This is a genomic window from Caulobacter sp. 05T431 (assembly GCF_056665975.1).
Genome location: NZ_JBFTKU010000002.1, coordinates 148364 through 170991 on the forward strand (window position 1 = coordinate 148364; position 22628 = coordinate 170991).

Annotated in this window: 35 protein-coding genes and 1 pseudogene; 15 read left to right on the plus strand and 21 right to left on the minus strand. The window is 67.1% G+C overall.

All coding sequences use genetic code 11. The features are described 5' to 3' along the window. Positions 1-309 precede the first annotated feature (309 nt). Both AC1U89_RS02265 and AC1U89_RS02270 read right to left on the minus strand, forming a co-directional pair. Positions 310-486, minus strand: a complete 177-nt coding sequence (locus AC1U89_RS02265; RefSeq protein ID WP_479898036.1) for a hypothetical protein — start codon at positions 484-486, stop codon at positions 310-312. Between the two features lie 302 nt (positions 487-788). Beyond that, positions 789-1256 carry a hypothetical protein gene (locus AC1U89_RS02270; protein ID WP_479898037.1) on the minus strand — a complete coding sequence of 156 codons (468 nt, stop codon included), beginning with the start codon at positions 1254-1256 and terminating at the stop codon, positions 789-791. 294 nt (positions 1257-1550) lie between these two features. Between AC1U89_RS02270 and AC1U89_RS02275 the strand changes: the two genes are divergently transcribed. Continuing rightward, positions 1551-2759, plus strand: a complete 1209-nt coding sequence (locus AC1U89_RS02275; protein ID WP_479898038.1) for an HNH endonuclease — start codon at positions 1551-1553, stop codon at positions 2757-2759. 8 nt (positions 2760-2767) lie between these two features. On the opposite strand, the gene AC1U89_RS02280 is transcribed toward AC1U89_RS02275, so the two are convergent. From AC1U89_RS02280 to AC1U89_RS02300, 5 genes and pseudogenes are all read right to left on the minus strand, one after another. Then, a complete protein-coding gene (locus AC1U89_RS02280) occupies positions 2768-2962 on the minus strand; it encodes a helix-turn-helix domain-containing protein (RefSeq protein ID WP_479898039.1) in 195 nt (64 codons plus the stop codon). Next, the gene (locus AC1U89_RS02285; protein WP_479898040.1) at positions 2959-3351 is read right to left on the minus strand and encodes a thermonuclease family protein; all 393 of its coding nucleotides are present in this window, start codon (positions 3349-3351) and stop codon (positions 2959-2961) included. The genes AC1U89_RS02280 and AC1U89_RS02285 overlap by 4 nt, the downstream gene beginning before the upstream one ends. Then, entirely contained in the window at positions 3344-3838 is a 495-nt protein-coding gene (locus tag AC1U89_RS02290) for a DUF1643 domain-containing protein (protein WP_479898041.1), read from the minus strand. Before AC1U89_RS02290 ends, AC1U89_RS02285 begins: the two co-directional genes overlap by 8 nt. 57 nt (positions 3839-3895) lie before the next feature. Further along, positions 3896-4555 (minus strand): hypothetical protein, encoded by a 660-nt coding sequence (locus AC1U89_RS02295; protein ID WP_479898361.1) that lies wholly within the window; start codon positions 4553-4555, stop codon positions 3896-3898. 271 nt (positions 4556-4826) lie between these two features. Further along, positions 4827-5285, minus strand: a pseudogene (locus AC1U89_RS02300) (DNA cytosine methyltransferase); the annotation flags it as partial. 37 nt (positions 5286-5322) lie between these two features. On the opposite strand from AC1U89_RS02300, the gene AC1U89_RS02305 reads away from it, so the two are divergent. Continuing rightward, on the plus strand, positions 5323-5943 hold the full coding sequence (locus AC1U89_RS02305; RefSeq protein WP_479898042.1) for a hypothetical protein: 621 nt from the start codon (positions 5323-5325) through the stop codon (positions 5941-5943). A gap of 3 nt (positions 5944-5946) precedes the next feature. Continuing rightward, positions 5947-6462 (plus strand): hypothetical protein, encoded by a 516-nt coding sequence (locus tag AC1U89_RS02310; protein WP_479898043.1) that lies wholly within the window; start codon positions 5947-5949, stop codon positions 6460-6462. Positions 6463-6473: 11 nt separating this feature from the next. Here AC1U89_RS02310 and AC1U89_RS02315 read toward each other — a convergent pair whose 3' ends face one another. The 11 genes from AC1U89_RS02315 to AC1U89_RS02365 all read right to left on the minus strand — a co-directional run bounded on the left by AC1U89_RS02315 (position 6474) and on the right by AC1U89_RS02365 (position 12177). Beyond that, complete coding sequence (locus AC1U89_RS02315; RefSeq protein WP_479898044.1) at positions 6474-7097, minus strand: hypothetical protein; 624 nt, start codon at positions 7095-7097, stop codon at positions 6474-6476. Continuing rightward, positions 7094-7447, minus strand: a complete 354-nt coding sequence (locus AC1U89_RS02320; RefSeq protein ID WP_479898045.1) for a helix-turn-helix domain-containing protein — start codon at positions 7445-7447, stop codon at positions 7094-7096. Before AC1U89_RS02320 ends, AC1U89_RS02315 begins: the two co-directional genes overlap by 4 nt. Continuing rightward, complete coding sequence (gene bet / locus AC1U89_RS02325; RefSeq protein WP_479898047.1) at positions 7444-8553, minus strand: phage recombination protein Bet; 1110 nt, start codon at positions 8551-8553, stop codon at positions 7444-7446. The genes AC1U89_RS02320 and bet overlap by 4 nt, the downstream gene beginning before the upstream one ends. A gap of 8 nt (positions 8554-8561) precedes the next feature. After that, a complete protein-coding gene (locus AC1U89_RS02330; protein WP_479898049.1) occupies positions 8562-9524 on the minus strand; it encodes a PD-(D/E)XK nuclease-like domain-containing protein in 963 nt (320 codons plus the stop codon). Further along, entirely contained in the window at positions 9521-9826 is a 306-nt protein-coding gene (locus AC1U89_RS02335) for a hypothetical protein (protein WP_479898050.1), read from the minus strand. Before AC1U89_RS02335 ends, AC1U89_RS02330 begins: the two co-directional genes overlap by 4 nt. Then, positions 9823-10080 (minus strand): acyl carrier protein, encoded by a 258-nt coding sequence (locus AC1U89_RS02340; protein WP_479898051.1) that lies wholly within the window; start codon positions 10078-10080, stop codon positions 9823-9825. Before AC1U89_RS02340 ends, AC1U89_RS02335 begins: the two co-directional genes overlap by 4 nt. Beyond that, a complete protein-coding gene (locus AC1U89_RS02345) occupies positions 10077-10409 on the minus strand; it encodes a hypothetical protein (RefSeq protein ID WP_479898052.1) in 333 nt (110 codons plus the stop codon). Before AC1U89_RS02345 ends, AC1U89_RS02340 begins: the two co-directional genes overlap by 4 nt. A 15-nt stretch (positions 10410-10424) precedes the next feature. Continuing rightward, complete coding sequence (locus AC1U89_RS02350; protein WP_479898053.1) at positions 10425-10667, minus strand: hypothetical protein; 243 nt, start codon at positions 10665-10667, stop codon at positions 10425-10427. Further along, positions 10667-11014 carry a hypothetical protein gene (locus tag AC1U89_RS02355; protein ID WP_479898054.1) on the minus strand — a complete coding sequence of 116 codons (348 nt, stop codon included), beginning with the start codon at positions 11012-11014 and terminating at the stop codon, positions 10667-10669. The genes AC1U89_RS02350 and AC1U89_RS02355 overlap by 1 nt, the downstream gene beginning before the upstream one ends. A gap of 3 nt (positions 11015-11017) precedes the next feature. Then, positions 11018-11347: a hypothetical protein gene (locus tag AC1U89_RS02360; RefSeq protein ID WP_479898056.1), complete on the minus strand. Its 330-nt coding sequence runs from the start codon at positions 11345-11347 to the stop codon at positions 11018-11020. A gap of 437 nt (positions 11348-11784) precedes the next feature. Then, a complete protein-coding gene (locus AC1U89_RS02365; RefSeq protein WP_479898057.1) occupies positions 11785-12177 on the minus strand; it encodes a hypothetical protein in 393 nt (130 codons plus the stop codon). An 81-nt stretch (positions 12178-12258) separates the two neighbouring features. On the opposite strand from AC1U89_RS02365, the gene AC1U89_RS02370 reads away from it, so the two are divergent. The 8 genes from AC1U89_RS02370 to AC1U89_RS02405 all read left to right on the plus strand — a co-directional run bounded on the left by AC1U89_RS02370 (position 12259) and on the right by AC1U89_RS02405 (position 16431). Continuing rightward, a complete protein-coding gene (locus AC1U89_RS02370) occupies positions 12259-12480 on the plus strand; it encodes a carph-isopro domain-containing protein (RefSeq protein ID WP_479898058.1) in 222 nt (73 codons plus the stop codon). A 462-nt stretch (positions 12481-12942) separates the two neighbouring features. Beyond that, positions 12943-13413, plus strand: a complete 471-nt coding sequence (locus AC1U89_RS02375; RefSeq protein WP_479898059.1) for a hypothetical protein — start codon at positions 12943-12945, stop codon at positions 13411-13413. Between the two features lie 53 nt (positions 13414-13466). Continuing rightward, on the plus strand, positions 13467-14153 hold the full coding sequence (locus AC1U89_RS02380) for a hypothetical protein (RefSeq protein ID WP_479898060.1): 687 nt from the start codon (positions 13467-13469) through the stop codon (positions 14151-14153). After that, positions 14153-14605, plus strand: a complete 453-nt coding sequence (locus tag AC1U89_RS02385) for a RusA family crossover junction endodeoxyribonuclease (protein ID WP_479898062.1) — start codon at positions 14153-14155, stop codon at positions 14603-14605. Before AC1U89_RS02380 ends, AC1U89_RS02385 begins: the two co-directional genes overlap by 1 nt. Beyond that, the gene (locus tag AC1U89_RS02390; RefSeq protein WP_479898063.1) at positions 14602-14826 is read left to right on the plus strand and encodes a hypothetical protein; all 225 of its coding nucleotides are present in this window, start codon (positions 14602-14604) and stop codon (positions 14824-14826) included. The genes AC1U89_RS02385 and AC1U89_RS02390 overlap by 4 nt, the downstream gene beginning before the upstream one ends. Continuing rightward, a complete protein-coding gene (locus AC1U89_RS02395; protein ID WP_479898064.1) occupies positions 14823-15083 on the plus strand; it encodes a hypothetical protein in 261 nt (86 codons plus the stop codon). Before AC1U89_RS02390 ends, AC1U89_RS02395 begins: the two co-directional genes overlap by 4 nt. Further along, positions 15080-16090, plus strand: coding sequence for a DUF7227 family protein (locus AC1U89_RS02400; protein ID WP_479898065.1), 1011 nt, complete (start codon positions 15080-15082; stop codon positions 16088-16090). Before AC1U89_RS02395 ends, AC1U89_RS02400 begins: the two co-directional genes overlap by 4 nt. Positions 16091-16110: 20 nt before the next feature. Next, positions 16111-16431 (plus strand): hypothetical protein, encoded by a 321-nt coding sequence (locus AC1U89_RS02405; protein WP_479898066.1) that lies wholly within the window; start codon positions 16111-16113, stop codon positions 16429-16431. A 76-nt stretch (positions 16432-16507) separates the two neighbouring features. On the opposite strand, the gene AC1U89_RS02410 is transcribed toward AC1U89_RS02405, so the two are convergent. Continuing rightward, positions 16508-17176, minus strand: coding sequence for a hypothetical protein (locus tag AC1U89_RS02410; protein WP_479898068.1), 669 nt, complete (start codon positions 17174-17176; stop codon positions 16508-16510). Between the two features lie 35 nt (positions 17177-17211). On the opposite strand from AC1U89_RS02410, the gene AC1U89_RS02415 reads away from it, so the two are divergent. Further along, positions 17212-18690 carry a replicative DNA helicase gene (locus tag AC1U89_RS02415; RefSeq protein WP_479898069.1) on the plus strand — a complete coding sequence of 493 codons (1479 nt, stop codon included), beginning with the start codon at positions 17212-17214 and terminating at the stop codon, positions 18688-18690. Further along, positions 18687-19637 (plus strand): DUF1376 domain-containing protein, encoded by a 951-nt coding sequence (locus AC1U89_RS02420; RefSeq protein WP_479898070.1) that lies wholly within the window; start codon positions 18687-18689, stop codon positions 19635-19637. Before AC1U89_RS02415 ends, AC1U89_RS02420 begins: the two co-directional genes overlap by 4 nt. Positions 19638-19657: 20 nt before the next feature. Here the strand turns inward: AC1U89_RS02420 and AC1U89_RS02425 are convergent, their stop codons facing one another. Both AC1U89_RS02425 and AC1U89_RS02430 read right to left on the minus strand, forming a co-directional pair. After that, positions 19658-20212: a hypothetical protein gene (locus AC1U89_RS02425; RefSeq protein WP_479898071.1), complete on the minus strand. Its 555-nt coding sequence runs from the start codon at positions 20210-20212 to the stop codon at positions 19658-19660. Between the two features lie 72 nt (positions 20213-20284). Continuing rightward, positions 20285-20785, minus strand: coding sequence for a hypothetical protein (locus tag AC1U89_RS02430; protein WP_479898073.1), 501 nt, complete (start codon positions 20783-20785; stop codon positions 20285-20287). 274 nt (positions 20786-21059) lie between these two features. Between AC1U89_RS02430 and AC1U89_RS02435 the strand changes: the two genes are divergently transcribed. Then, on the plus strand, positions 21060-21254 hold the full coding sequence (locus AC1U89_RS02435) for a hypothetical protein (RefSeq protein WP_479898074.1): 195 nt from the start codon (positions 21060-21062) through the stop codon (positions 21252-21254). Next, positions 21251-22396: a hypothetical protein gene (locus AC1U89_RS02440; protein ID WP_479898075.1), complete on the plus strand. Its 1146-nt coding sequence runs from the start codon at positions 21251-21253 to the stop codon at positions 22394-22396. The genes AC1U89_RS02435 and AC1U89_RS02440 overlap by 4 nt, the downstream gene beginning before the upstream one ends. Positions 22397-22628: the final 232 nt, after the last annotated feature.

The window sequence follows — 22628 nt, forward strand, 5'->3', positions numbered from 1 at the left end:
CGGGCCGTGTTACGGCCGAGCTGAAACGGGCATGGCGGGGAAACGTTCCTGTTCATTCCAGGCCTTGGGCGCTGTGCGCGGCCTGGATGTCGGAAGCCTGCGATCAGGCGTTTCGGCGCGAACTCCTCGCGGCCGACGAGGGATAGATGGGGGCGATGGCCGCCGATGTCAAATGGGAGGGGGGGCGTGGCCGTCGCGGAGCGGTGGGAGGAGCAATACGTCTTTGCTCCTCCCGCCGGACAATGCTTGCCAACCTTCGGCGAGGACGCCCTGAAGGAACGTCACGCCGACACCGATCCGCCTTTGACGCTAGGCGTCATAGCCATGTCTTCGCAGGACGTCGCCGATTGGCGTGATCGGCGCGTCGAACAAGCCGGGAAAGGCTTCGCGCATCCGCTCGGTGATCACGCCTTTGTCCAGTCGAGTGACAACGCTTCCGTCGAGGACGACAGCCACGATTTCCGGCGTGTCGCAAAGCTCGAGCATTCGGGCTCCAGAGGGGTATGTCCGGTATTGCTACCAGTCCCTCCACAGGATGTTTCCCTCGATTTTATTATATCTAGCGCCTCGAATGGGATGGCTATAAATCTTGTAGTTGAAGTTGTCTAGAAAATCTTCCTTATGGTGTTCGTTGTTGAAAGATAGCCTTCTCCATAAGTGTATTCTGTTTCGATGAACAAAAGCCTTCTTGAGGATGAGCTCTATTGTTTCTCCGTCGTTGCCGCTCTTTAGGCTTGTTCCAGCGTCGATATCGAGATGGGAATAGAACCAGTTCTTTGGCTTGCCCATTAGGGTCTCCCGATGCTTGTGAAGGCGGCGAGGGCTTTCGGCGGTGACCAATCGTTGGCAGCGAGGAAGGCAAAGAAGGCGAGAACGGCCGTGACGAGTAGCCATGCGAAGTTGGCGGAAACACCGGTCCAAATCGCGAACCACACCCTGGAGGGCGCTGGTTCCTTCGCCTTGCTCAGGCAGTCGGACACGATCTGAGCTAGACTCGCGTTCGAGTTCCTCGCCAGAGCTTGTTCCGCGGCCGCGCTCAAAGCTGGCCACTCTTCGTCCAGTCGAGCGAGATAGGCCTGCAGGAACTCTGCCTCGGTACGTTTGAGCTGTCCGCTGCGTATGCGCTTGCTTTCGGCCGCCTGCTCTTCTTGAAAGCAGACGGCTAACGCTGTTCCGACAACGCAGAGACCCTGATCCAATCCCCGCTGTTTCGTTTCTTCAGCCATTCGGCTGTCGATTGTCTCCAGAAAGGTCACCCGCCCCCCCTAGCTTAACCAAAACAGCTAAGCTTGAAGTGAAGGTTTTCGCAACCATTAAGGGATCGATGCGCGTTCCGCGATCGGGCGGCGCTCGGGAAAAGAGGCGCCGGGCGGCAAGCGTCGCGAATTGAAGGATCAGGCGGTGGCGGTGAGAGAGCCCGTCCTACTGCCCTTGCTGGATAAGGGAAAACTCGTCGGAAAAAATCTGCGCCCTAATTTGCGCCCTAAGCGGCGCCGTGCTTCGATCTCCCCGCGGGCGTTGTGCGAGCCCGATGAACTTCGGTCTGGGCGATGGCGCTAGAAGACTTCCAGAAACATCTCGCGACCGACTACAGGAGCCCGATCACCGGAGGGCCGTTGGAACCGCGGCCGGCTGGTGACTACGCCACAAGGCTCCGCGGACTGTCGGCCGCGCTGGCGGTTGACGTCTCGCTTCTCAGCGCCGCCGAGATCCAGGATCTGGCCGAAGCGCTAGGCCAGCAAGGCGGTCTCGACGAGACTTGGACATCGAAGCGGAGAGGGGATGCGGCGACGGCGCTGCGCCGGCTTGCCGAGTTCAAGCTTGGCGTTCCGCACCGGGTCCTCGGCTACAATCCACTCGCCCCTGGCCGGTTCATCGTAGCGGTGACCGACCTGCGTTGGCATGCGCAGCTGCTCGAAACCGCGCCCGAAGGGCTGGTGAACTTCTGGACGCCGACGCTCTGGAAGCCGAAGCTGGGGGCCGGGAGCCGGCTCTACTTCATGCTCAAGTCGCCGGTTCGACGGATCGGCGGATATGGCCATGTCGTCGCCTACGAGGAACGTCAGCCGTCCGACGCCTGGCGGCGCTGGGGCCTTGGTAACGGCGTTCAAAGCGCCGACGAACTCGAGGCCCGTGTCGCTCAGTTCGCCGACAAGCGCTCTGTCGACGCTCGCCTCGAAGGCAGCCCGATCGGCTGCATCGTCTTGAGGGACTGCGTCTTCCTCGACGGCGAGGATCAACGGTCGGCCGAAGAACTAGGAATCGAGTTCCCGACCGAGATCGTGAAGTACAAGCGGTTTCATGGCGCCCTGGTCCTGCCGATCGAGGGCGAGAGGGCTCCGCCGTCCAAGTTCGACCTGGTCAGCGGTATGCCAGATCGGACGGCTTCCACCGGCACGAAGAAGCTACGCGCGCAGCAGGCGGTGTTCCGGGCGGAAGTCCTTTCGGCCTATGGCGGTCGGTGCGCGTTCATGGGGACGCCTGATCGTGACGCGCTCGACGCGGCCCACATCCAGGGCTACGTCAACCCGGCCAGCAACCATGTCCAGAACGGCCTTGCGCTTCGGAAGGACGTTCACGCGCTCTTCGACGCGGGCCTCCTGGCGCTCAGCGACGAGCGGACCATCCTGGTCAGCTCGCTCCTCTCGGCGAAGCCTTACAAGGCGCTTGCCGGACGGCCGGCGCGGCGGCCAGCTGATCCTGCCGCAGAACCCTCGATCGAGGCGATCAGGTTTCACCGCCGGATTTTTCGGCCATAGGGGGCGATCTAGGCGGCGCGCCGTGGCAGAGGCGGCAGCGCCGCCAGCATCCGCTCGAGGTCTTCCGCCAGGATGATCGTCTTTCGGCCGGACTTCCGCATCGTGATCTCGCCGGCGTGGTGCTTGCGATAGAGCGTGTCGTCGGAGTGGCCGGTCGCCGCGACCGCCTCGGCGATGGTGTAGGCGAGCTTTTCCTGGCTCATTTCCACATTCCTCTCCGGGCGGCACGCGCGGCGTCTTCCGCCTGGGCGTAGGCCCCCTTGCTATAGCGCCGATACTCGCTGGCGAAGCCGGAGCGGATCAGCGCCGCGTTGATGTCCGGGCTGGCGTCCGACCAGCACTTGCCGACGAACCGGCCGTAGCGGTCGCGATCGACGAAGCGGCAGGCGACCCGACCCCGGGTCAGACGGGTCAGCTCGTCCCGTGCCTCGTAGGCGAAGGGCTCGGCCGGCGTCTTGCCGCGGCGGACCTCGGGCGCATCGACGCCGAATAGCCGTATCCGCTCGGCGCCGCACCGGATCGTGTCGCCATCGTGAACCGAGGGAGCGTTGCAGGCCACGATGGCGGTGGCCAGGGCGAGAGCTTCAAGCATTGGGGGTCTTCCAATCGACCAGAGGCGTGGCGTAGGCCAAGGTGAGCGTGTGGCGCGGCTGGCCGTCCTGGGCGGTCCCGAAGCACTTCAGCTTGTGGCCACCGCGCTTGGCCAAGCCGGCGACGGTCACCCAGCGACGGCGAAGATGCAGCGGGAGCTTTGCCGTCGGTCCCCAGGCGACGACGATCAGCTCTGCATCAGCCATGATCCGCTCGAGGTGCTCGTCATTGTCGGCGCCAACGGGATCGGCGATGTCGCGCAGGCCCTTGATGTCGGTCGATCTGAAGCCGAACAGGTTGCCCTTGATCAGGCGACCCCAGCCGTGGACCCGCCCGAACCCGATGTCCTTGCGGATGGTCTGATCGTTGAGGGTCGCGTCGGCCGTCGATGGGTTCACGCCCAGGATGGCGACAATCGGGCCGTCGCGGCCAAGGTCTCGCTCCAGCCGCCAGCGATAGAGCCCGCAGTCCGAGAAGATCGCGCTCATGGTTGGGCCCTCCGCCTGAACAATTGGGTCGTGTTGTCGGCCATGGTCAGCTCTCCATCAACCGAACAAGCTCAGCTGCGCCGGCGGAGCGGCGTGCGAGGTCAGTTGCGAGAGTGCGAACCGCATACGCAGCTTGAAGCGGGACAACTCCGTTTCCGAGCAGGCGAAGGCGGTCCAGCCGGTTGGCCACCCCATCAGCCACTCGACGAAAGCCGGATTGAGTACGCCGGAAACCCGAGCCAGATACGGTGACCCGGCCTCTTTCTGGGCTTGGCGCACGTACCCCGCCGACGTGTTCCTCTCCATCGTGTCGATGTCGACCACGCTTGCCGCCGGCGTCGGCCACATCCCCGTTTCGTCCGAGGACGGGGGCCAGGTCGGGTCGCTCTGCGAGAGCTGCAAGCCAGCCTGAAATATCCCCCGGTCCAGGAGGAAAGAGGCCAATTCCTGAGCCTGACCCGTCAGCAGCAGCTCGTCCTTCCGGTCGCCGCTCCTGCTCGTCTGGCCCCCGTCCGAAACCGCCACTGACGGCGTCACCCATCGAGCCATCGTCGCTTCCAGCGAGCGGGCGAGATCCATCGTGGCGTTGTAGCTGTGCGAGTTCCCGGGCTGATGACTGGTCGCGAAGGACAGGCTGGTCGGCGTCGGCCAGTTCGACGCCTCGTGTGACAGGCTGATCCCCTTTCGGAACCCGCGGGCGCCGGCGTCCAGCGTCATTTGCCGCAGGTGGTCGCCGCTCCGTGTCGCGTCCATCACCGCCGGCGTCGGCCATTGCTCTCCGGGCGGAAAGGCCCGGTCCTGCGACCCGTCCCGTGCCGGCCAGCTCGCAGCCGTCGTCCGCAGGTCGCTCTGCGACCGACCGTTGTCCCTGCGGATCGGATCCGGGCCTCCGGTCGATGTCGTGACCGTTGGCCAGAGCTTCGAAGCGTCCATCATGGACGCCGAGGATGAAGACGCGAGAGCGTTCGTGCGGCGCGCCAGTCTCCGACGCTCTGACGATGATGATCTCAACCTTGCAACCAAGGCGGAGAAGGTCTCGGTAGACGCGCTCGGCGCCGCCGCTGGAGAGCATGCCCTCGACGTTTTCGATGAGGATGACCCAGGCACCTGATTGCACCCAAATCCGGCGGGCAACAGCCCAGAGGTCTCGCTCGTCCTCTTCGGCAAGTCGTTTGCCGGCGACGCTGTGCGGTTGGCACGGGATGCCCGCAATGAGGCCGTCCACGCATCCACGCCAGCGTCGGCCTTTGAAGGTTCGGGCATCAGCATAGATAGGCGCTGAAGCCAGGAGACCTTGGCGCATCGCTTCGACCAGGTGAGCGGCGGCGAAGGCTTCCCTCTCCACCAGACAGACTGGGCGAGCGCTTGGGATTGCCAGTTCGACACCGAGATCGAGCCCTCCGCCTCCGGTGCAGAGGGAGATGATGTTGAGGGGATGTACAGCCATGTCATGCTGCCCCCTGGGGAATCGGGGGGAAGCGCAGATGCAGAAGCTTTACGACGCCCTCGCCGGCCTGTTGCAGCGCCCGCTTGTGGCGGGCTTGGTCGGCGCCGTCGGCGGCAACTTGGTGTTCGTCGCCTTCCACCTTGCCGGATCCCTGGCCTGGATCGAGCAGCATCAAGCGCTGGCCGCCTGGGTCCAGGCGGTGTTCTCCGTCGTGGCGATCTGGGCCGCCTTCATGGTCGCTGAGCGTGGTGCGAGGGAGGCCAGGACGAAGGCTGATGAAGAACGGCAAGACCGCTTCGATGCGATTGCCGGCGCCGCGGTGCACGCCGCTAAGGTTCTGAGCAGCGCTGCGGACCGCATGACGCCGACAAGTTTTATGGGCAATCCGCACGAGCTCAGTCGGACGTCGCTCGCCAGCATCCAAGATGCTCAGCGCGCTTTGGCCGAGATTCCGATCGTGACGGTGCCGGGCGGGCCGAACGTCATCGGCGACCTCATGGCGTTGAGACGTCAACTGGCTGAGGCCGAGCCTCTTCTCACGAGTTTTGCCCGAACGAGCAGCGACGCCCGGCATGAACTTTGGAAGCTTTCGGAACGGGCCGGAGGACGAGCGACGAAAATTGCAGCGGCGGCCAATCAAGCTCGATCGAAAGGATGAACTATGACCAGCATTCCGGTGCAGCTGGTGGGTGGCGGGATCGATTGGCCCGCCTGGGTGCAGGCAGTCGGGTCGCTGATCGGCATCGCGATCGCGACAGCTGTCCCAGCCTGGCAGCGTCACAAGGCCAGCGAGGATGCCAGAAAGGCAATCCTGACCCGAGCCTCTGACGCTCAAGTTCTTGGAAAGAAGCTGATCCGCATTGCCGAGGACAGGTTGACGGCGACGCTGGTTGGCCTCCACCAGAAGCCGGTCGGTGCTTCGATGAACCTGCTGATCCGAATCCTCGAGGCCGACATCAAGGTGCTCGAGGCGTTCAATCTGCATCAGCTGGAAACGGCCAAACAGATGCAGGCCTACAGTCTCGTTACCGGCTACCTTCGAAGCGCAGCTGACAGTCTTGGGTTTATCAAGACCTTCGAACGAGTGCCGAAACATCACGCTGAGGCAATTGCTGGCGCGAAGGACACGTTCCCCCACATGATCGCGAGCGTGCAAGAACTCGAAGGCTGGATTTGATAGCGAAGCCCTCATGCGGCGAATTCCTTCAAAGCCGCATCGCGCGCGGTGTTGAGTTCGGCCATGGCGTGGTCAGAGCCGCCGCGGTCGGGGTGGCGTTCGGCGGCGAGGCGCCGGTAGGCTGACAGGACGTCCTCGCGGCCGGCGGCAGGCCCAACGCCCAGCACGTCGCGCCAGGGGCGCGGGCCCGGCGCGGCCAGGGCCACGAAGCCCTCATAGGCCCGCTCCATCATCGTACCGCCGCCGTGGCGCTCTAGGGCGCGCAGGGCCTCTAGACCGAGGGTCAGGCTACGCATGTTGCCTTCGGCGTCGTGATAGCGATCGCAGGCCACGACGTAGGGCTTGCCGCTGCGCTGGAAGTAGACGGCGATGCCCTCGTCCTCGGGGCGGCGCCGGCCCTCGGTCGGGCCGTTCTTCCCGGGCTGGAAGTTCGAGGACAGCACGACAGAGGTCGGCCGGTGCTTCCACACCTCCTCAAGGAGGGCGTCACGTGCCTGGGCGAAGGTCCAGGGCTGGCCCGAGGTGTAGCGGCCGTTGTTGACCTGGCGCTTGAACGCCGCCCAGCCGTTCTTTCGTTCGGCGTGGGCCGAGCGCGGCCAGCCGGCGGGCCATGCGAGGGGATAGGCCTCGGTCATGCCCGCACCGCTGCCGTTAGAGGCTCGGCCAGGGCGCGGTCAGCGGCCGCTAGAAACTGGCCCCGCCGCCCCGGCGAGGTGGCCTGCCAGGCCGTCGGGCCGTAGAGGGCCTCGCAGATTCCCTCGGCAACGCGGCGGCGCTTGTGGTCGTCGGGGAAGCACGCCGCGAAGACCGCCTCCTTGTCCGGCCACTGGCTGAAGATCGCGCCGGTGGACATGCCGCAGAGGCTGGAGAGGTCGCGCATCGTGGTGGCGCGGAACCCGTCGGCGCCGAAGGCTAGGTCGGCGGCGACGAGGATGATCGCGCGGGAGCCGGCCTTCTGCGCCGCGCGCTTCTTGCTCCGGGTCATTGGTTGCCGCCTTCCGCCGCGGCGCGCTCTTCGCCCTCGCGCTTGGCGACCAGCTCGTTGAACCAGTTCTCGAGGTCCTGCGACGTGCCTACCTCCTCAGGATCCGCAGCGTCGATCGCCTTGACCAGGGCGCCGGTCTCGGCGGAGACGCCGATCTCGCGCAGCACCTTCACGTTGGGCGTCTTATTGCAGCGAGCCTTGAAGGCATCGATCCGCGAGGCGACGGTGCCCAGGGCCTGGGTCCCCGACTTGGGAGGCGGAGCAGGATCGCGCGGCTGAGCGGCGTCGGCGGCGGGGAGATCGCCGGGGAAGCCGTCGTCGTCGATCTCGGCGTCGATTACGCCGTCCGCGTCGTAGCCCTCGCGCTCGGCGCGCGCGCCGTTGAAGCCCTCGGCGGCGGGGGCGACGCCGGCGGCCAGCCGGTCGGCCATACCCGAAGGCTTCGGCGTCACGTCGCGGATCGGCGCGCCGAAGGCCTGACCTTCCATCTCCTCGGCCGCGTATTCGCCGCCGATCTCTTCGGGGAAGGCCGTTCGCAGCGCGGCCGCTTCGGCGCACTTGTCGATCTGGCCGATCGCCCGGCGCCGCCACATGGCGTTCGGCTGCATCGTGTCGCGCTTGGCCGTCGCGTAGCTTTCCAGCCAGAAGACCTGAGGGCCTTCGAAGGCACACCGGCCGGCACCCTCGACCATGCGGTAGACGGTGACCTGGGCCCACTCCGGGAAGGTCACCTCGACCCCGCCGAGGTCCTTGGTGATCATCGGCCCGAAGACGGTCTTTTCCTTGCCGGCGTAGAGGCCTGTACGCATGGCCGTCGTCCGCAGCTCGGAGATGCCGGGCCAGACAGTGTCCACCATCTTGTTGGCGGCCGTGCTCCAAACCGGCACGATGTGCACCGGCTTCTTGAACGGATCGAGCTTGCGGGCCTCGCAGTAGGACAGTGCCATCACGACGGAGTCGACGGAGGTGGCGTTCGGGTAGATCGCCTCGACCAGGGCCTTCCAGGCGACCGGGTCGATGTTGAAGCGCTGGCCGACGGAGACCGGCAGGGTCAGGCGGGTCGGCGGGACGAAGGGCGTTACGGCGGTGGCCGTGGCGGCGTTCATGGTCGGTCTCATTCCGCTGCGTGTTGGTAAGGATCGGCTTGCTTGAAAGCTTCAAGCCGGGCGTCGATGGCCTTGGCGGTGAAGTCGCCGATGGCCAGGAACTCGCCGTCGGCTTGATCGCCGCCGGGACCCGGCCAGCCACCGGCGTCGACACAGCGGGCGAAGAGGCGGAGAGCCGCGGCGTTCTGCATCTGGCCGCGCAGCAGATCCTCGGCCGTCACGGTCGTGACCCGGACGCACCAAGGCGGCTCCTTCTCGACCCAGACGAGGGAGAAGGTGGCCATGTCGACGCCGAGGACGTGCTTGGACGCCTCGCCAACGAGCGCGCCCTGCTGGTGGTAGCCGAACTCGCCGAGGGACCGCCGCAGCGCGTCGGTCGACACGCTGACGCAGGTCTTCAGGTCGGCGTAGTCGCCGCTGGAGTTGGGGATGGCGTCGGGGCGCGATTTGCACCAGACGCCCGTCTCCGGGTTCTTCCAGAACAGCGACCGTTCGACGGCCCCGTCCAGGATCCCGGCCTTGACGAGCGGGTGGGCGGCGAGGCTTCGCGCCATGCCCGCGATGTTGGCCAGCTCGCCGTCGGTGATGATGGTGAGGCCGGCCTTCAGCTGCTCGGCCTTCCACTCCTTTGAGGCGTCTGTGCGCCAGTCCTTCCACTTCTCCGGCCGGGTGACGTATTCCTCGTCGAAGCCCCGGCGGCCCTGCAGAAGCAGGTGGTGGGCGGCCCGGCCGAGGGTGAAGTACGGACGCTCGTCCGGCTCTTCCCGGTTCGGGTTGAGGCTGCTCTCCAGGTAGTAGTGCGCCGGCGACCGGGCCCAGATCGTCCGCAGTCCGCTGGAAGAGATCGACGGGCTGTCGCACGGCTGGCCGTGGTAGGCGTCCATCGGCATTCGGACGATGTGGCAGGGCTCGGTGATCAGCTGGCCGTGCCAGCTGGTAGAGCCGTCGCGCGCGGGGACGAGGCCGTTCATGCCCCGCCTCGCGGGAGGTTCTGCTCGTCGATGTAGGCGGCGAGGGCATGGGCCAGATCGATCCCTGCCTCGGCGCTCGCGGCGCGGGCCAGGACATCGACCCCGCCGCCCTTGATAGCGTGCACGACGAAGATGCCGTTCCGGTTGACGAGTTCAACCTGGGCCTCGGGCTCTTGATCCTGCCAGTTGGCCTTCGAGATCTCGCCCGACCAGACCTGGTCGCCATTGCGGAGCGTGTAGACGACGCCGACGGCCGGGCCGTCTTGTTCGTCGGCGATGTACTGATGATCGAGCCGGGTCATGCCGCCACCGCCTCGCCCCCGAGGCGCTCGGCCAGGCGATGGAGGTCGCCGACGGTCTTGACGTTCTCGGCCTCGTCGTCGGTCGCCTCGGCGTCGACAGCGTCCTCGACCGCCATGACGATGTGGATCATGTCGACGTCCGACGCGCCCAGCTTCGCGAACGTCAGGCCCGGGCCCATCGCCGCCGGATCGACGTCGAGGTGTTCGGCGATGATCAGGTTGACCCGGCTGGCCAGCGTGAGGTGTTGAGTCATGCCGCGCGAGCCTCGTCGAACTCGGTACCGGCCGGCGGTTCGACCACGGCCGGGCCGCCGAAGCGCTTCAGGCGCGCGCGGGTCTCGGCATCCTCCTCGGCGCGGCGACGCTCCTCGGTCTTCGACTTGGCCTTGAAGGTGGCCAGCTCACAGCGCAGGCGGCGCCGATAGGTCATCACGTCGCGCTTCAGGGCGGCGAGTTCGGACAGGCGGCGCTCGGCCACCGCCGGCGTGATGGCGATGTCGGACGACTTGTGGATCCGGTCGCCGGCGTTCTTGATCGCCAGGGCCAGGTCGGCGAGGTCCGTGGGAATGCCTATGCGGTTCAAGACAGTCTCCTGTGGTCAGGCCGCGCGGTGCGGCGGCGCCGTGAGACGGCGCTGTTCGGTGGCAAGGCAGACGGCGTCGCGCAGCTGCTCGTAGGCAGCGGCCCAGACGTCGAAGGCGGGGGAGGCGAAGGGCACGTCGAGGCCCTCGCGATTGATGGCCCGCTTGACCGCCTGGACGGTCCAGTCGGGCACCGGGCGCCAGCAGAAGCGAACCACGCCGTCGCGGGCGGTGAAGAGGGTGGGGACTGGCGCTGACATCACGCGGCCCTCGACAGCGAGGTGCGTACGTCGACCCGGCCGCCAGCGCGCAGCACCGCCTGGGCCAGATCACGGGCCTGGGTCAGCAGGAGCTCGGCCATGTCGCGATGGATCTTCTGGTCGGTCACGCGCCCGTCGTTCTCGGCCGTCACGGCGTCACGCTCGTATTCGGCGGCCAGGCGGCACTTGTCGGCCAGGATCTTCTCGGCGACGGGGAGGTCCCACACATCGACGGACAGCTGGTTGTCGCCGGGCGCAGGTTGAACGGCCAGGATGACGCGGCGGTCGTGGACCCAATCGGCGGCATAGGTCGAAGCCGCGCGGGCGCTGGGGATTTCGATGATCATGGCTCAGGCCGCCTTGCGGGTGGCGACCAGCGCGGCCGCCGATTTTACGTTCGCCAGGGCAGCGCGGGCGGCGTCGACGGCGGCGTGAAGCGCACTCAGTTCGGCGGCGCGCTCATCCGACAGGCCAGGGACATCACGGCTGAGCAGGAGGCCGACGCGCTGGTCGGTGGTCAGGTGACGGGCCGCCCACTCTTTGACGGCAGTCTGGGCAGCGCCGACCCGTTGCTGGGCCTTCTCGACCGGGGTGAATTGCAGGAGCGAATGCAGCGCGGCCACCTGGGCCGGGTCCCGCATATCGAACGCGGCAATGATCTTGATGTCGTCGGTGGCCACGTCGGGCGCTCCATCGCTATCGGTGGAGCAACCTTACCAATAGTAAGATTGGGCGCAACAGAAATCTTACGAACGGTAAGATTGACCCGTTTTGCGGGGTGCGTCCGAAATTGTCGAAGCTAGGGTGTGAGTCGTGGTGTTAACGTTTGGGGGAGGGGGAGATGGGGTATCTGACCGTCTATTGCGTACAGACCTATCGACGGCAGGGCCGCGGCGTGGAGCGTGCGCGGCTAACAAGCTATGGACGGCCTGATCTCGCGCTGCAGGACGGCCGCGAGGCGGCGCCTCGGGTAGCTGGTGCGCTCATATACGAGGTGGAGGTCGACGCGGGCTTGAGGTCAGCCGGCCGGATCCGTGTCCTGGAGCAGCATGGTTCGCTGCCTGACCAGGATAACCGACTTGCAACGGCGGAGTATGCTTGGCCGGCGGCGTAACCGTTAGCCGACGGCGCCCTTTAGGCTCGGCCGAATCGCCGCCTCGACAATGCCGACAACGCGTTCTTGCTCGTCTTCGTCGACGGTCGCCATCAAGGCGATCGCCCGGGACTGAGCCGGGGTACGCTCAAACGGCGTCTCTTCGCCGGTGAGCATCCAGACCCAATTCACCTTGAACTTCCGACCGAACTCGACTGCGCGCTGGTGGTCCAGCGGGGTGTGCTTCGACGCGCCAGGTGCGCGCTCGTAAGCGCTGTAGGTGTTCTCAGCCATATGGAGGCTCTCGGCGGCCGACCGCGCGGTCTCGGCCGCGCCGATCTTCCGCTGCCAATAGAGGCGCGACCAGCGGACGCGCTCCCACGGGTGTTCGAGTTCAAGCCATGAGCTGTCGTCCATAACGCCAATCTTACCAACGGTAATCATACCGTGAGTAAGATTGCGCTTGCCGGGAAATCTTACTGACAGTAAGAATTCGGCATGGCTACGACCCCCATCGAATTCATCGACGAGCGCGGCGGCCCCACCGCCATCGCCAGGGCGACCGGTTACAAGGCCGGTTCCGTCCACCTGTGGCGTCATCGGAACAAGATCCCCCGAGCCGCCTGGCCGGAGATCGTCGAGGCGTTCCCGGACGTCACGATCACGTTCCTGAAGGAGCTGGAAGCCAACTCCGGGCAGTCCGACGGCGAGGCCGCCTGACATGGCGTCGGGGGCGAACCATTCGAACATCGCGCTGATGCGGAGCTGCGGCGGGGCCGGGCGCGACCGCCTGCAGGGAGGTGGCCGAATCCCACGCCTCCCTGCAGGTCCCTATTCGGCGTCATGCGCCATCACCCTTGCGAGCGACGGAGCTACGACCACGGCGCCCGCACGGAGCAGCCGGTTCCTCCTCCCCCTCGGGAGCCGGCTGCTCCAACCACTGGACCAGGTAGCCGGTGCTGAGCGCGTCGAAACGCGCGGCGCATCGGTCAAGCCCGTCCAGTCCCCCGAGGTCCTGCGACGCCTGCCGGTTTCGTTCGGCGGCCGCTCGATGCTCGGCGGCCTTCGTCATCAGCCTCTTCATCACGACCGTCGCGCCCCCTCTTCGGCGGCCGGGAACATGCGCCCCGCGAGGGCGCCCCGCATCCGAATTGCGCGCGAGAACATTCGGAGCACGGCGGCATGAACGCCCACCTGATCAAGGCGATCTGCCACCAACTGGCCGAGGAGCTGGGAAGCCATAAGACGGTGGCCAGCCTGGCCGGCGTCGCCCCCTCGGTCTGGTCGGACTACTGCAGCTTCGACAAGCCGGACACGACGATCCCGCTGCATCGGGCGATGGCGATCCAGGAGAAGACCGGTCGCCGCGACTTCACGCGCGCCCTGGTCGACGCCGACGGAGAGCAGGACGCCCGCAGCGGCGATCCCCGGATCCTTGGCGCCTCCGCCCTGGAGACCATCGCCCGGGCTGAGGTCGTCATGGCCCTGGCCTTCGCCGACGGCAACATCACCGAGGCCGAGAAGCGCGAGCTGCTGGCGATCGCCCAGCGCCTGGTCGAGCGGGCCCACGACTTCGCCGCCTGCATCGCCGGAATTTCAACGACCGCATCGCCGTGCGTGACCCAACCCGCCCGACCGCTCCGCGCGGTCTGACGTCTGCCCACGCGTCGGGGGCAGGTCCGGCGCTGAGAAGAGGAGGGAAGGGCATGGCCCGTTCCAAGAAAGCCAGCGCCGGCCAGAACACCCTGGCCGACCTGACCGAAGAAGACCTCGAAGCGCTGCAACACCACTTCGAGATGAAGATCGCCACGGCGGAGGCTGAGGCGGAGGAGGCCGCGGCGGTCGCCAAGGGCAAGAAGAAGGCCGTCGGCAACCTCTTCAAGATGGTCGACGCCGAACTCGGCTACACGCGCGAGAAGTTCGAAGCCTACCTGATCGACAAGCGCCGGCCGCCGGCCGAGTTCGAGGCCAATGAAGAACTGCGCCGGAAGATGTACGCCCGCGGCGGCATGGACGTCGGCGAGCAGGGCGTGCTGAACCTGGGCGACAGCGCGGACGACAAGGTCCGCGCCGAGCGCGACGGCTTCGAGGCCGGCAAGGCCGCCAAGGATCCGACGCCGCCTTCGTACATCTCGCCGATCTTCCACAACGACTGGATGGCCCAATGGCACAAGGGCCAGGAGCGCAACATCATGCTCCTGGGCAAGGCCGAGGCGATCCTGGCCGCTCGGGACGCCAACAAGTCCAAGGGTGACCTCGAGGTCGACGACGAGGCCGACCAGGAGGGCGAAACCCCGCTCGACGATCCCGAGAGCGTCCGCAAGGCGGCCAACAAGCTGAAGGACACCGGCTGGACCGAGCCGACGCCCTCCGAGGCGGAGTTCGCCGCCTGATGGAAGCCGTGACCTTCTCGATGAAAGGCGATCCCAGGGGCAAGGGTCGCCCGCGCGCCACGGTTCGCCGCTTCAAGAGCGGCAACGTGCGCGCGGATACCTACACCGACGCCAAGACGCGTCGGTACGAGGGCTTTGTCCGCGCCATCGTCGAGAAGGTCATGGTTGACCGCCGGCCGTTCGACGGCCCGGTTTCGATCAGCATGCGGTTTCGGATCGGCGTCCCGGTCAGCTTCTCCAAGCGGAAGCGGGCCCGGATCCTGGCACGGCAGGAGGCCTATTACGGCGCCTTCGACGCCGACAACCTGGCCAAGTCGATCCTCGACGGCTGCAACACCGTCCTGTTCCACGACGACAAGCAGGTCACCCGGATGCTGGTGATCAAGCAGCCGTCCGAAGTCACCGGCATCGACGTCGTCGCCGAGCTCGATCCGGCTTGGAGCATCGCATGAGCGGCGTCATCGACGACATGGCCGACGCTTTCCTCGCCCGGACGGTCACCGGCGGCAGCGACCGTCGCCCGCTCCTGCAGGCGATCATCCGCCGCGCCGGCGAGATGCTGGCCGAGAGCCACGGCGACGACCTGGTCAGCGCCACGATGGCGCCGTTGGCCCGCAAGCACGCCGAGCGTGCGTCGCGGACGGGCGTCACCTTCGGGAAGGGGCGCCGATGATCACCTGGGACGTCCCCATGGAGGTGCTGCGCGCCCTGGCCACGGCCGAGGGGAGCGCCCAGCTGACCCATCAAGCCCTTCGCCACGCCACGTTCGGCGCCCAGGCGCGCGTCAGCCTGATCTCAGGACGGTTCGTCGGCGAGTACACGTTCGAGGAGCCCGCCTATCCCGGCCGGGTCCAGAGCGACGCGCTGGCCCTTGCGGCCTTCCCGCAGGAGAACGCGGTCGCCATCCCCGCCAGGGGAGACGCGGCATGAAGGGCAAGCTCCACACCGCCACGCTCCGCCGGTTCGCCGGGGCCAAGATCGAGCCGGAGCGCTCGCAGGGCCTGCGCGCCGATCACGAGGCCCTGGCCGCCGGCCGGACGATCTTCCCCAGCTCGGTCGTCGGGACCTGGGACAGCCCCCGGTTCCTCGTCTCGGGCCACAACAATCCCAAGCTCGGACGGACGGTCATGAAGGGCCCCCGGACGGGCTGGCCCATCTTCCACGTCACCCTCGAGGAGCGGGCGACGTGCCCCCGGTCCTGCGCGCAGTGGTCGACCTGCTACGGCAACTCGATGCCGTATGCCCGGCGCCACGCCCCCGACGCCGACTTCCTGGCGGCGTTCAAGGCCGAGGTGATCACGGTGGCCCGGGCCCATCCCGCCGGCCTTCTGATCCGGGTCCACGCCCTGGGCGACTTCTTCTCGCTGGCCTACGTCGAGGCATGGGCGGGCCTGCTGAAGATCCTGCCGCAGCTCCACGTCTTCGGGTACACGGCCCGCACCGAAGTGGCCGATGACCCCGAGAGCCAGGCCATCGCCGCGGCGATCCGCGCGCTGACCGAGTCGTCCTGGGAGCGCTTCGCCATCCGGTTCTCGCGGGTCGAACCTGGCCCGCAGCATTCCATCGTCGTTGACGCGGATCCTGGCCTCCCCGACGTCATCGTCTGCCCGGCCCAGACCGGCGCGACCGAGGCGTGCGCGACCTGCGGCCTCTGCTGGGCCGCCGCCGCCCGCGAGAAGACGATCGCCTTCCTTCGCCACGGCATGAAGTCGAACAAGGGCAAGGCCCGGACCAAAGCGGCCAACGACGACGTCGCGCCCTCGGCGCCGCGCAAGCGGGGGCGGCCGCGCAAGGTCGTCCTGACCGTTGCCCCCATCGTCAGCCCTGTCGCCGATCCGGGCACGACCCCGGCCGAGCGTCTCGCCGCCGTCGATGACGCCGAGCGGGTCCGGATCGCCGCCGCCTACGGCGCCAAGTTCGAACGGAGGGCCGGATGACCCCTCGGATGCAACAGGCCATGGCCGCGATCCGCCGGCTCACCGTCAATGGCGTGCCGCCGACCTATGACGAGCTGGCGGCGGACATGGGGTTCAAGAACCGGTCTGCGGCCTTCCGGATCGTGAAGTTCCTGCAGGAGCGCGGACTGGTCACAACGCACGGCGGTGGGACCAAGCGCAGCATCAGGCTCGTCGAGGGTCCGCCCCTGGCCGAGATGGAGGCTTGGTCGGACGACGAGATCGCTCGCGTCCAGGCGGACTTGGTCGGCATCGTTCGGCGGCGTCAGGTCGCCCGGATTCTCGCCAGCCCGACCTGTCCGGCGCTGGAGCGTTCGCGATGACAGGGGGCGGATTCTCCACGCCCACGCTGTTGAGCATCCTCGACTTGGTCGCCGAGGAGAAGGCGGCGGCATGAGTTCAATGTCTCACCAAGCCATGTACGGCGCCGATCGCGGTGAACAGACCCATCGCGAAGCGGTAGGTGCCCACGGTGCCGGCGAAGTAAACGCTCCAGCCGGCGATTACCTGGAGGGCAGGCAGCACCGCAGCTTGGAAGCGGTTAGGGTCGTAACGGTCGTTGCGGAAGTCACGGATCTTGTACTCGACGTAGAACAGGAGCGGGATCGCGCCCGCCGCCAAGAGACCCCAGGCGAAGTGTTCCATGGCAGGCGCGGCGAGCGGAGCGATGTCGGCCGGCTTGTCGGCTTGAAGAACTCCGCTCGCAAGGGCGGCGAAGGCTGCGCCGTTGGCGATGCCCAGGGATGTGAAGTAGCGACGGAACCAGAAGGTCGCGCTCTCAGCCTGGGTCTTCTCGACCTCGCGGCGAGCCGCCTGCAACTGCTGGGAATGGTCCCAGGCCTCTTTCGCAAGGTTGCTTCGAACAACCTGTCGGCGCGAAAGCTCGCCACGCAGACTGTTCAACCTTTCGACCATGAAGTTGTCGGTGATCTGAAAGCTGCTTTCGCCACCGCCGAGTGGTTTGAAGGCCCTCACCGACCTTGTTTTGTGACGCTCGGCGTTGATCCGCGCGATCTCCCTTTCGAGGTCGGCGTCAGACATGTCGGCGGGCGGCGCGGCTTCGGTCATGGGCTAGAGCGTAACTCAACCGTGGAGGTGGTCCAGTGACCGCCGACGCCGCGACGGCCGTCCTTCACGGGTTCGGCCAGCATAAGGCTCCGCCGCCCGCGCCCCGAGCCCTACCGCACAACCTCGAAGCCGAGCAGGCCCTGCTGGGCGTCGCGCTCTACGACAACGCCGCGTTGGATCGCGTCGAGGGCGTAGAGGCCGCGCACTTCTATGAGCCGGTCCACCAGAGGCTCTGGGAGGCGATCGTCGGTAAGGTCCAGCGCGGGACCCTCGCCGAACCGATCACCCTGGCCGACGCGTTCGGCGCCGACCCGGCGTTCGAAGAGCTTGGCGGCTTGCGCTACCTGGCCGACCTAGTCGATCGGGCCCCGCCCTCGGCAAACGTCAGCGCCTATGCCGAGACGGTCCTCGAGGTCGGCAGGCGGCGGGACCTCGTCCTCGCCGGCGAGAAGATGGCGGCGTCGGCCATCGACTACGACGTCAAGGTCGAGGACCTCGTTTCGGAGGCCGAGCGCGCCCTGCACGGCGCCGCCATGGCCGGAAGCGCCAGGGTGCAGTTCATCCAGGCCGGCGCGGCCGCTGCGGCCGTGCTGGACCGCCTGGACACCCCCGACGAGGCCGAGGGCGTCGCCTGGGGTCTCGCCCCGCTCGATCGCCAGCTCGGCTCGATGCAGGAGGGCGACCTGATCGTCTTGGGCGGCCGGCCGTCGATGGGGAAATCGGCCCTGGCCTCGGAGATCGCGATGAACGTCGCCCTGCACGGCAAGGCGGTCGTCGAGATCAACGGCGAGATGTCGGTCGAGCAGATGACCCGGCGCCATCTGACCAGCCTGGCCTTCACGATGCACGGCGCCGACGCGCCCAGCTACAGCGACATTCGCAAGCGGGCCCTGAAGCAGGGCCAGCGCCAGATGCTGACCGAGGCGGCCGAGGTCTTCGGGCCCCTGCCGGTGTCGATGCTGAAGCGCACCGGGTTGGGCCTGGCCTCGCTGCGATCCTTGGTCCGCCGGGAGCGCATGGTCTGGGAGCGCCGCGGCGTCCCCCTCGGCGCTCTGGTCGTCGACCACGTCGGGCTCATCAAAGCCGATCGCGGCGGGCGGTCCCGCTACGAAGATCAGACGGCCGTGTCGAACGGCATGAAGGAACTGGCCGACGAGCTGGGCATCCCGATCATCGCCCTGGCCCAGCTGAGCCGGGAAACCGAGAAGCGCGACAACAAGCGGCCGACGCTGTCGGATCTCCGCGACAGCGGTGCCTGGGAACAGGACGCGGACGTCGTCGTCGGCATCTACCGCGACGCCTACTACGCCTCGCGGGAACCCGAGCCCAAGGACGACGGCAAGCCGGGCAACAGCAACGCCTGGGCAGAATGGGACGCCCGGCGCCGATCCAGAACCATTGAGGCGATCATCCTGAAGGCCCGCGAGGGCGAGTGCGGGACGGTCGAGTTGTGGGGCGACATGCGGACGAACGCGATCCGCGCCGACGCCCCTGATCGTGGGGGCTTCCTGTGAAACGCGAGAACTTCTACCGCCGCGACCCGGGCGCGGCCCTCGCCGGCATGGCCGGGATGAGCCTGGAGGAGCGGGGGGTGTACAACACCATCATCGACCTCCTGTACCTGACCTGGCGCCCGGTCGAGGACAACCGCGCCTACATCGCCGGTCACTGCGGCTGCGCGGTCCAGAAACTCAACCCGCTGATCAACCGGCTGATCGACGCCGGCAAGCTCGTGCGCTTCGAGGAAGGCGGTCAGAACTACATCTCCAACCCCAAGTTCGAGGACGAACGAAGCGCCGTCAAAGGGCCTTCGAGAACGCGGTCAGGTCGGGGAGAAGTCGGGGAGAAGTCGGCGGGTGTCGAGGAGAAGTCGGCAGGTGTCGGAAAGAACCCCCCTAGCTGTCCGGACGAAGGTCAACAAAATCAGCCGGATACGCCCCTAGACAAGAGTAGAGAAGACAAGAGTAGAGGTTCCGAACCTATCGGTTCGGGCGACGGGGCGTCGCCGGACCAGTTTCTCGCAAGCCTCGAAGGCCTCGACCCGAAAGCCAGGGCCTGGAAGATCGCCAAGGTCGTGCTGGTCGAACGGGGCGGCATGAATCCGACCAGGGCCGGAGACGTCGTCGGCAAGCTGATCCGGGACCACAAGCTCGACATGACCGAGCTGGTGGAGATCGCCGAGGCCGCCTGGCGCAACGGCACCGAGGCGCCCGTCCAGTACCTGACCAAGGCCGCCCAGGAGGTGGCCAAGCGTCGGAACGCAACGGGCGGCCAGATCGACGCGCCGACCGAGCGCCAGCAGATCGCCTGGATGGAGGACTGGCAGGCTTCGCCGGCGACGTGGACGGGGCAGCGCGGGCCCAGGCCTGGCCAGCCCGGCTGCCGCATCTCGCCCGAGATCCTGGCTCGCTTCGGCGTCGAGCCGGTATCGGCGCTAGCGAACGAGGGGCGGGCGGCTTGATGCGCTACGGTCCAGTGGCCTCACTTCAGTTCCTCTCGGTAGGATTTGAAGCGGCCTGCGTGCTCGAGAGCTCGATCTCTCCACCACTCGGCGTCCAGACGGGTCACATTGGTCTTCGACAGAGGCTTAGCCGTCTCCCGTTGGAAGTCGTGCATCACGTCTTCTGCGCGATTGGCAATGCGTCGTTCGTTCAGCGGCAGCCTCATCACGTCGAACTGCCCCCATTCCTTGCCTACGGCGTGAAGGTCTTCGCGCAGGGCGGTTCGGAGTTCCTCATCAGGCCAATTTTGGTGATCGAATTCGCCAGCAAGCTCCTCTCCAAACTCGATGGCCAAGTCGAGGCAGTCGCGGAGGGCCTGCGATGCTACCGCGGTCGCGGATTTCTCGATGCGCTCGACCCGACGACGTTCGGAATCCGCCAACCACAGCGAGACGAGAACCACGAGAAGGTTGGCGCCAGCGCCCGCCCAGTCGGCGGCGCTGCCAAGGTCAGATTTGGGTCGAGCGGCAGCAAAGATTCCTGCCGTGATGGCGATGAAGGCGACAGCGCCGAGGAATTGTCGAAGAGCGTCCATACGGTGACGTTTCGCACGGGGCCGCCACCTTGGCCAAGTCTGGACGCCGACACTGGTGAGTTCGGAATTGTCCTAGAGCTTCCCGCCGGGCAGGTCCTTCGTCGCGTCCAGCGCGATGTTGTGGACTTGGCCCAGATCGGTCGCCAGCGCCGGCTGCCGATAGGTCGAGATCGTCCGAAACTTGGTCAGGCTCCTCGCGGCGTCGTCGAGCTGGCTGATGGCCACGACCAGGACCCTGATCTCCTTGACCGTCAGATTTCGGGTCAACATGACGTCGAGCACCCCCTTGGAGCGGGCGATCGAGCCCAGCCGCTCAAGGGCGAAGTTCTCGCGATCGCCAGGGGCCGCCGACAAGATCGCCGCGCGCTCCAGCGACAGCATCGCCATCCCCAGGGCCTCGCGAACATCGGCGGACAGTCGGTCGGCCGCGACCTTGGCGGTCTTCTCCGCATGCCGCAGCGGGATCTGCGCGATCCAGAAGCCGAAGCCCAGGGCGATCATGGCGCCGAAGAACTGAGCCCAGCCGGACATGTAGTCGTTCTCCCGCAGGTAGGCGGCGAAGTGCTCGAGCATCGTTGTCCTCCCCCGAGGCCTTGGCCGCCCCGCCCGCAATGCGTGTGTCACGACGCGCCCACGGTCAAGCCTGCGGCGGCGCGCCACAGGCCATGGAAACCGCCCTGACCGGGACCGTGCGTTGAGGCCCCCTCCGTCGTGACGCGATCATCGCCTCAACGCAGGAGCGCCCATGAACCCCAACCGCCCCCATCCCGCCGCCCGATCGCCGTTCGCCTGCTGGCCGCCGGCGCCCGATCCCCACCCCCGAAACCCCCATGCACGGAGCCGACCGATGATGATCCTGACCACCCCCGAAATCCGCGCCATGGCGGCCACGTTCGTTCGCGGCGCCGTCCCTGACGTCCAGCAGCTGCAGGTGCTCGAACGCGCGATGATCCGCATCGCCCAGCATGACGCCATGCTCGACAAGCTGGCCGCCGCCGCCGCGCCCGCACCGGCCGAGCCCCCGCCCAAGGTGCCGGCATGAACGCGCGGCGTCAGGGGCAGGGCCAGGCGGCGGGTCGCTGCCCGGTCCTGACGGTGCTGGGCCCCATCGGCCCCACCGGCAACCTGTCCGTCGTCACCCCGTATCCGCTGGCCTGGCTGCCCGATTGGGCGCTGGCGCTGATCGACAAGGCGGAGCGCGCCCACGTCGCCGGCATGTCGGCCGAGGCGGTAGGCCTGGCCCTGCAGGTCGAGACCCGTCTCGGCGTCACCGATGATGACCGTCACCGCGCCGCGGCGGCCAACGACGACATCGAGCAGGCCCTCGAGGAGGCGATCGCAAGGACCGTCGCCAGCTGGCCGCGCCCGAAGCGGATGCCGACGTTCGCGCGGCCGCAGTCGTCGGGCCGGAGCAAGCTCCCCCGGCCGGGCCCGGATCCCGCGCGCCTGACCCGCGACGAGCAGAAGCGCCTGAACCGGCTGGAGCGGGAACTCATCGGCGCGCGGACCTCGGGCGACAAGGAGAAGGCCAAGGCGGGCATCCTGGAGATAGGCGCCGCGCGGGACGCCCGGGTCGCCTTGGCTGACCAGGTCGCCATGCACGCCGAGACCACGGCCCTCGAGGCCGGCCGGGGCGCGGCCGTCGTTGTCGAGGAAATCGAGGTCCCCGGATTCGCCACGGACGAAAACGGGCGGCGGATCCTGGTCAACGGTCAGGCGATCTTCCAGGTGACCAAGGTCAGGCGCCTGAAGATCAGCGCCCGCGACGGGCTGGAGACCCTGCGCACCGCCGGCGCGATCGACCAGGTGCTCTACACGGCCGGCCTCCGCTGCCGCGCCGACTACGAGGATCTGGACCCGGAAAAGGGCCTGACCCCGCCCGACTACGCGACCGACCGGGTCATGGGCGGAGGCGGGGGCGAGAATTGGGCCCAGAAGCGCCAGGAGATCCAGAACCGGATTGGCCGGCTCGAAGGCGCAATCCAGCAAGAGGACGCCAGCTATCACGGGCCCGGCGCCATCCGCCCCATCAACCGCGTGGGCCGGGCGGTCCTCACCCTCCGGGAAGTGGCGGGCAAGGGAAACACGATCGCCAGCCTCGGAGCAGGCAAAGCGCAGGCGTTGAACACCAGGGCCTTGGCGCTGGCCTTGGGCTATGCGGCAATTCACTACGGTTTGGAATGACGCCCACCCTGGGGCCTGCGCTGCGAAAATCTGGGAGGAAGTGGGGGCGGCGCGGGCTTTTTCACCAAGCGTCGAGCGAATGATACCGCTGCTGCGGTCAGGTGGACGACGATCAAACACAGAAATAGCAAGATAAGGAACGGGCCCGCGTCGTTCACTCGAACAAGTAGGGCCGTCAAAATTGCGATCCCGGCGGCGAGAAAGTTCTTCCAGTTCGTCAAGGCTTCGAAGA

What these genes read in the sequence shown, in the direction of transcription:
- AC1U89_RS02265 (WP_479898036.1), bottom strand. Translation starts at nt 486, where the DNA reads ATGCTCGAGCTTTGCGACACGCCGGAAATCGTGGCTGTCGTCCTCGAC.
- AC1U89_RS02275 (WP_479898038.1), top strand. Translation starts at nt 1,551, where the DNA reads ATGGCGCTAGAAGACTTCCAGAAACATCTCGCGACCGACTACAGGAGC.
- AC1U89_RS02280 (WP_479898039.1), bottom strand. Translation starts at nt 2,962, where the DNA reads ATGAGCCAGGAAAAGCTCGCCTACACCATCGCCGAGGCGGTCGCGGCG.
- AC1U89_RS02285 (WP_479898040.1), bottom strand. Translation starts at nt 3,351, where the DNA reads ATGCTTGAAGCTCTCGCCCTGGCCACCGCCATCGTGGCCTGCAACGCT.
- AC1U89_RS02290 (WP_479898041.1), bottom strand. Translation starts at nt 3,838, where the DNA reads ATGAGCGCGATCTTCTCGGACTGCGGGCTCTATCGCTGGCGGCTGGAG.
- AC1U89_RS02295 (WP_479898361.1), bottom strand. Translation starts at nt 4,555, where the DNA reads ATGACGCTGGACGCCGGCGCCCGCGGGTTCCGAAAGGGGATCAGCCTG.
- AC1U89_RS02305 (WP_479898042.1), top strand. Translation starts at nt 5,323, where the DNA reads ATGCAGAAGCTTTACGACGCCCTCGCCGGCCTGTTGCAGCGCCCGCTT.
- AC1U89_RS02310 (WP_479898043.1), top strand. Translation starts at nt 5,947, where the DNA reads ATGACCAGCATTCCGGTGCAGCTGGTGGGTGGCGGGATCGATTGGCCC.
- AC1U89_RS02315 (WP_479898044.1), bottom strand. Translation starts at nt 7,097, where the DNA reads ATGACCGAGGCCTATCCCCTCGCATGGCCCGCCGGCTGGCCGCGCTCG.
- AC1U89_RS02320 (WP_479898045.1), bottom strand. Translation starts at nt 7,447, where the DNA reads ATGACCCGGAGCAAGAAGCGCGCGGCGCAGAAGGCCGGCTCCCGCGCG.
- bet (WP_479898047.1), bottom strand. Translation starts at nt 8,553, where the DNA reads ATGAACGCCGCCACGGCCACCGCCGTAACGCCCTTCGTCCCGCCGACC.
- AC1U89_RS02330 (WP_479898049.1), bottom strand. Translation starts at nt 9,524, where the DNA reads ATGAACGGCCTCGTCCCCGCGCGCGACGGCTCTACCAGCTGGCACGGC.
- AC1U89_RS02335 (WP_479898050.1), bottom strand. Translation starts at nt 9,826, where the DNA reads ATGACCCGGCTCGATCATCAGTACATCGCCGACGAACAAGACGGCCCG.
- AC1U89_RS02340 (WP_479898051.1), bottom strand. Translation starts at nt 10,080, where the DNA reads ATGACTCAACACCTCACGCTGGCCAGCCGGGTCAACCTGATCATCGCC.
- AC1U89_RS02350 (WP_479898053.1), bottom strand. Translation starts at nt 10,667, where the DNA reads ATGTCAGCGCCAGTCCCCACCCTCTTCACCGCCCGCGACGGCGTGGTT.
- AC1U89_RS02355 (WP_479898054.1), bottom strand. Translation starts at nt 11,014, where the DNA reads ATGATCATCGAAATCCCCAGCGCCCGCGCGGCTTCGACCTATGCCGCC.
- AC1U89_RS02365 (WP_479898057.1), bottom strand. Translation starts at nt 12,177, where the DNA reads ATGGACGACAGCTCATGGCTTGAACTCGAACACCCGTGGGAGCGCGTC.
- AC1U89_RS02370 (WP_479898058.1), top strand. Translation starts at nt 12,259, where the DNA reads ATGGCTACGACCCCCATCGAATTCATCGACGAGCGCGGCGGCCCCACC.
- AC1U89_RS02375 (WP_479898059.1), top strand. Translation starts at nt 12,943, where the DNA reads ATGAACGCCCACCTGATCAAGGCGATCTGCCACCAACTGGCCGAGGAG.
- AC1U89_RS02380 (WP_479898060.1), top strand. Translation starts at nt 13,467, where the DNA reads ATGGCCCGTTCCAAGAAAGCCAGCGCCGGCCAGAACACCCTGGCCGAC.
- AC1U89_RS02385 (WP_479898062.1), top strand. Translation starts at nt 14,153, where the DNA reads ATGGAAGCCGTGACCTTCTCGATGAAAGGCGATCCCAGGGGCAAGGGT.
- AC1U89_RS02390 (WP_479898063.1), top strand. Translation starts at nt 14,602, where the DNA reads ATGAGCGGCGTCATCGACGACATGGCCGACGCTTTCCTCGCCCGGACG.
- AC1U89_RS02395 (WP_479898064.1), top strand. Translation starts at nt 14,823, where the DNA reads ATGATCACCTGGGACGTCCCCATGGAGGTGCTGCGCGCCCTGGCCACG.
- AC1U89_RS02400 (WP_479898065.1), top strand. Translation starts at nt 15,080, where the DNA reads ATGAAGGGCAAGCTCCACACCGCCACGCTCCGCCGGTTCGCCGGGGCC.
- AC1U89_RS02405 (WP_479898066.1), top strand. Translation starts at nt 16,111, where the DNA reads ATGGCCGCGATCCGCCGGCTCACCGTCAATGGCGTGCCGCCGACCTAT.
- AC1U89_RS02410 (WP_479898068.1), bottom strand. Translation starts at nt 17,176, where the DNA reads ATGACCGAAGCCGCGCCGCCCGCCGACATGTCTGACGCCGACCTCGAA.
- AC1U89_RS02425 (WP_479898071.1), bottom strand. Translation starts at nt 20,212, where the DNA reads ATGGACGCTCTTCGACAATTCCTCGGCGCTGTCGCCTTCATCGCCATC.
- AC1U89_RS02430 (WP_479898073.1), bottom strand. Translation starts at nt 20,785, where the DNA reads ATGCTCGAGCACTTCGCCGCCTACCTGCGGGAGAACGACTACATGTCC.
- AC1U89_RS02435 (WP_479898074.1), top strand. Translation starts at nt 21,060, where the DNA reads ATGATGATCCTGACCACCCCCGAAATCCGCGCCATGGCGGCCACGTTC.
- AC1U89_RS02440 (WP_479898075.1), top strand. Translation starts at nt 21,251, where the DNA reads ATGAACGCGCGGCGTCAGGGGCAGGGCCAGGCGGCGGGTCGCTGCCCG.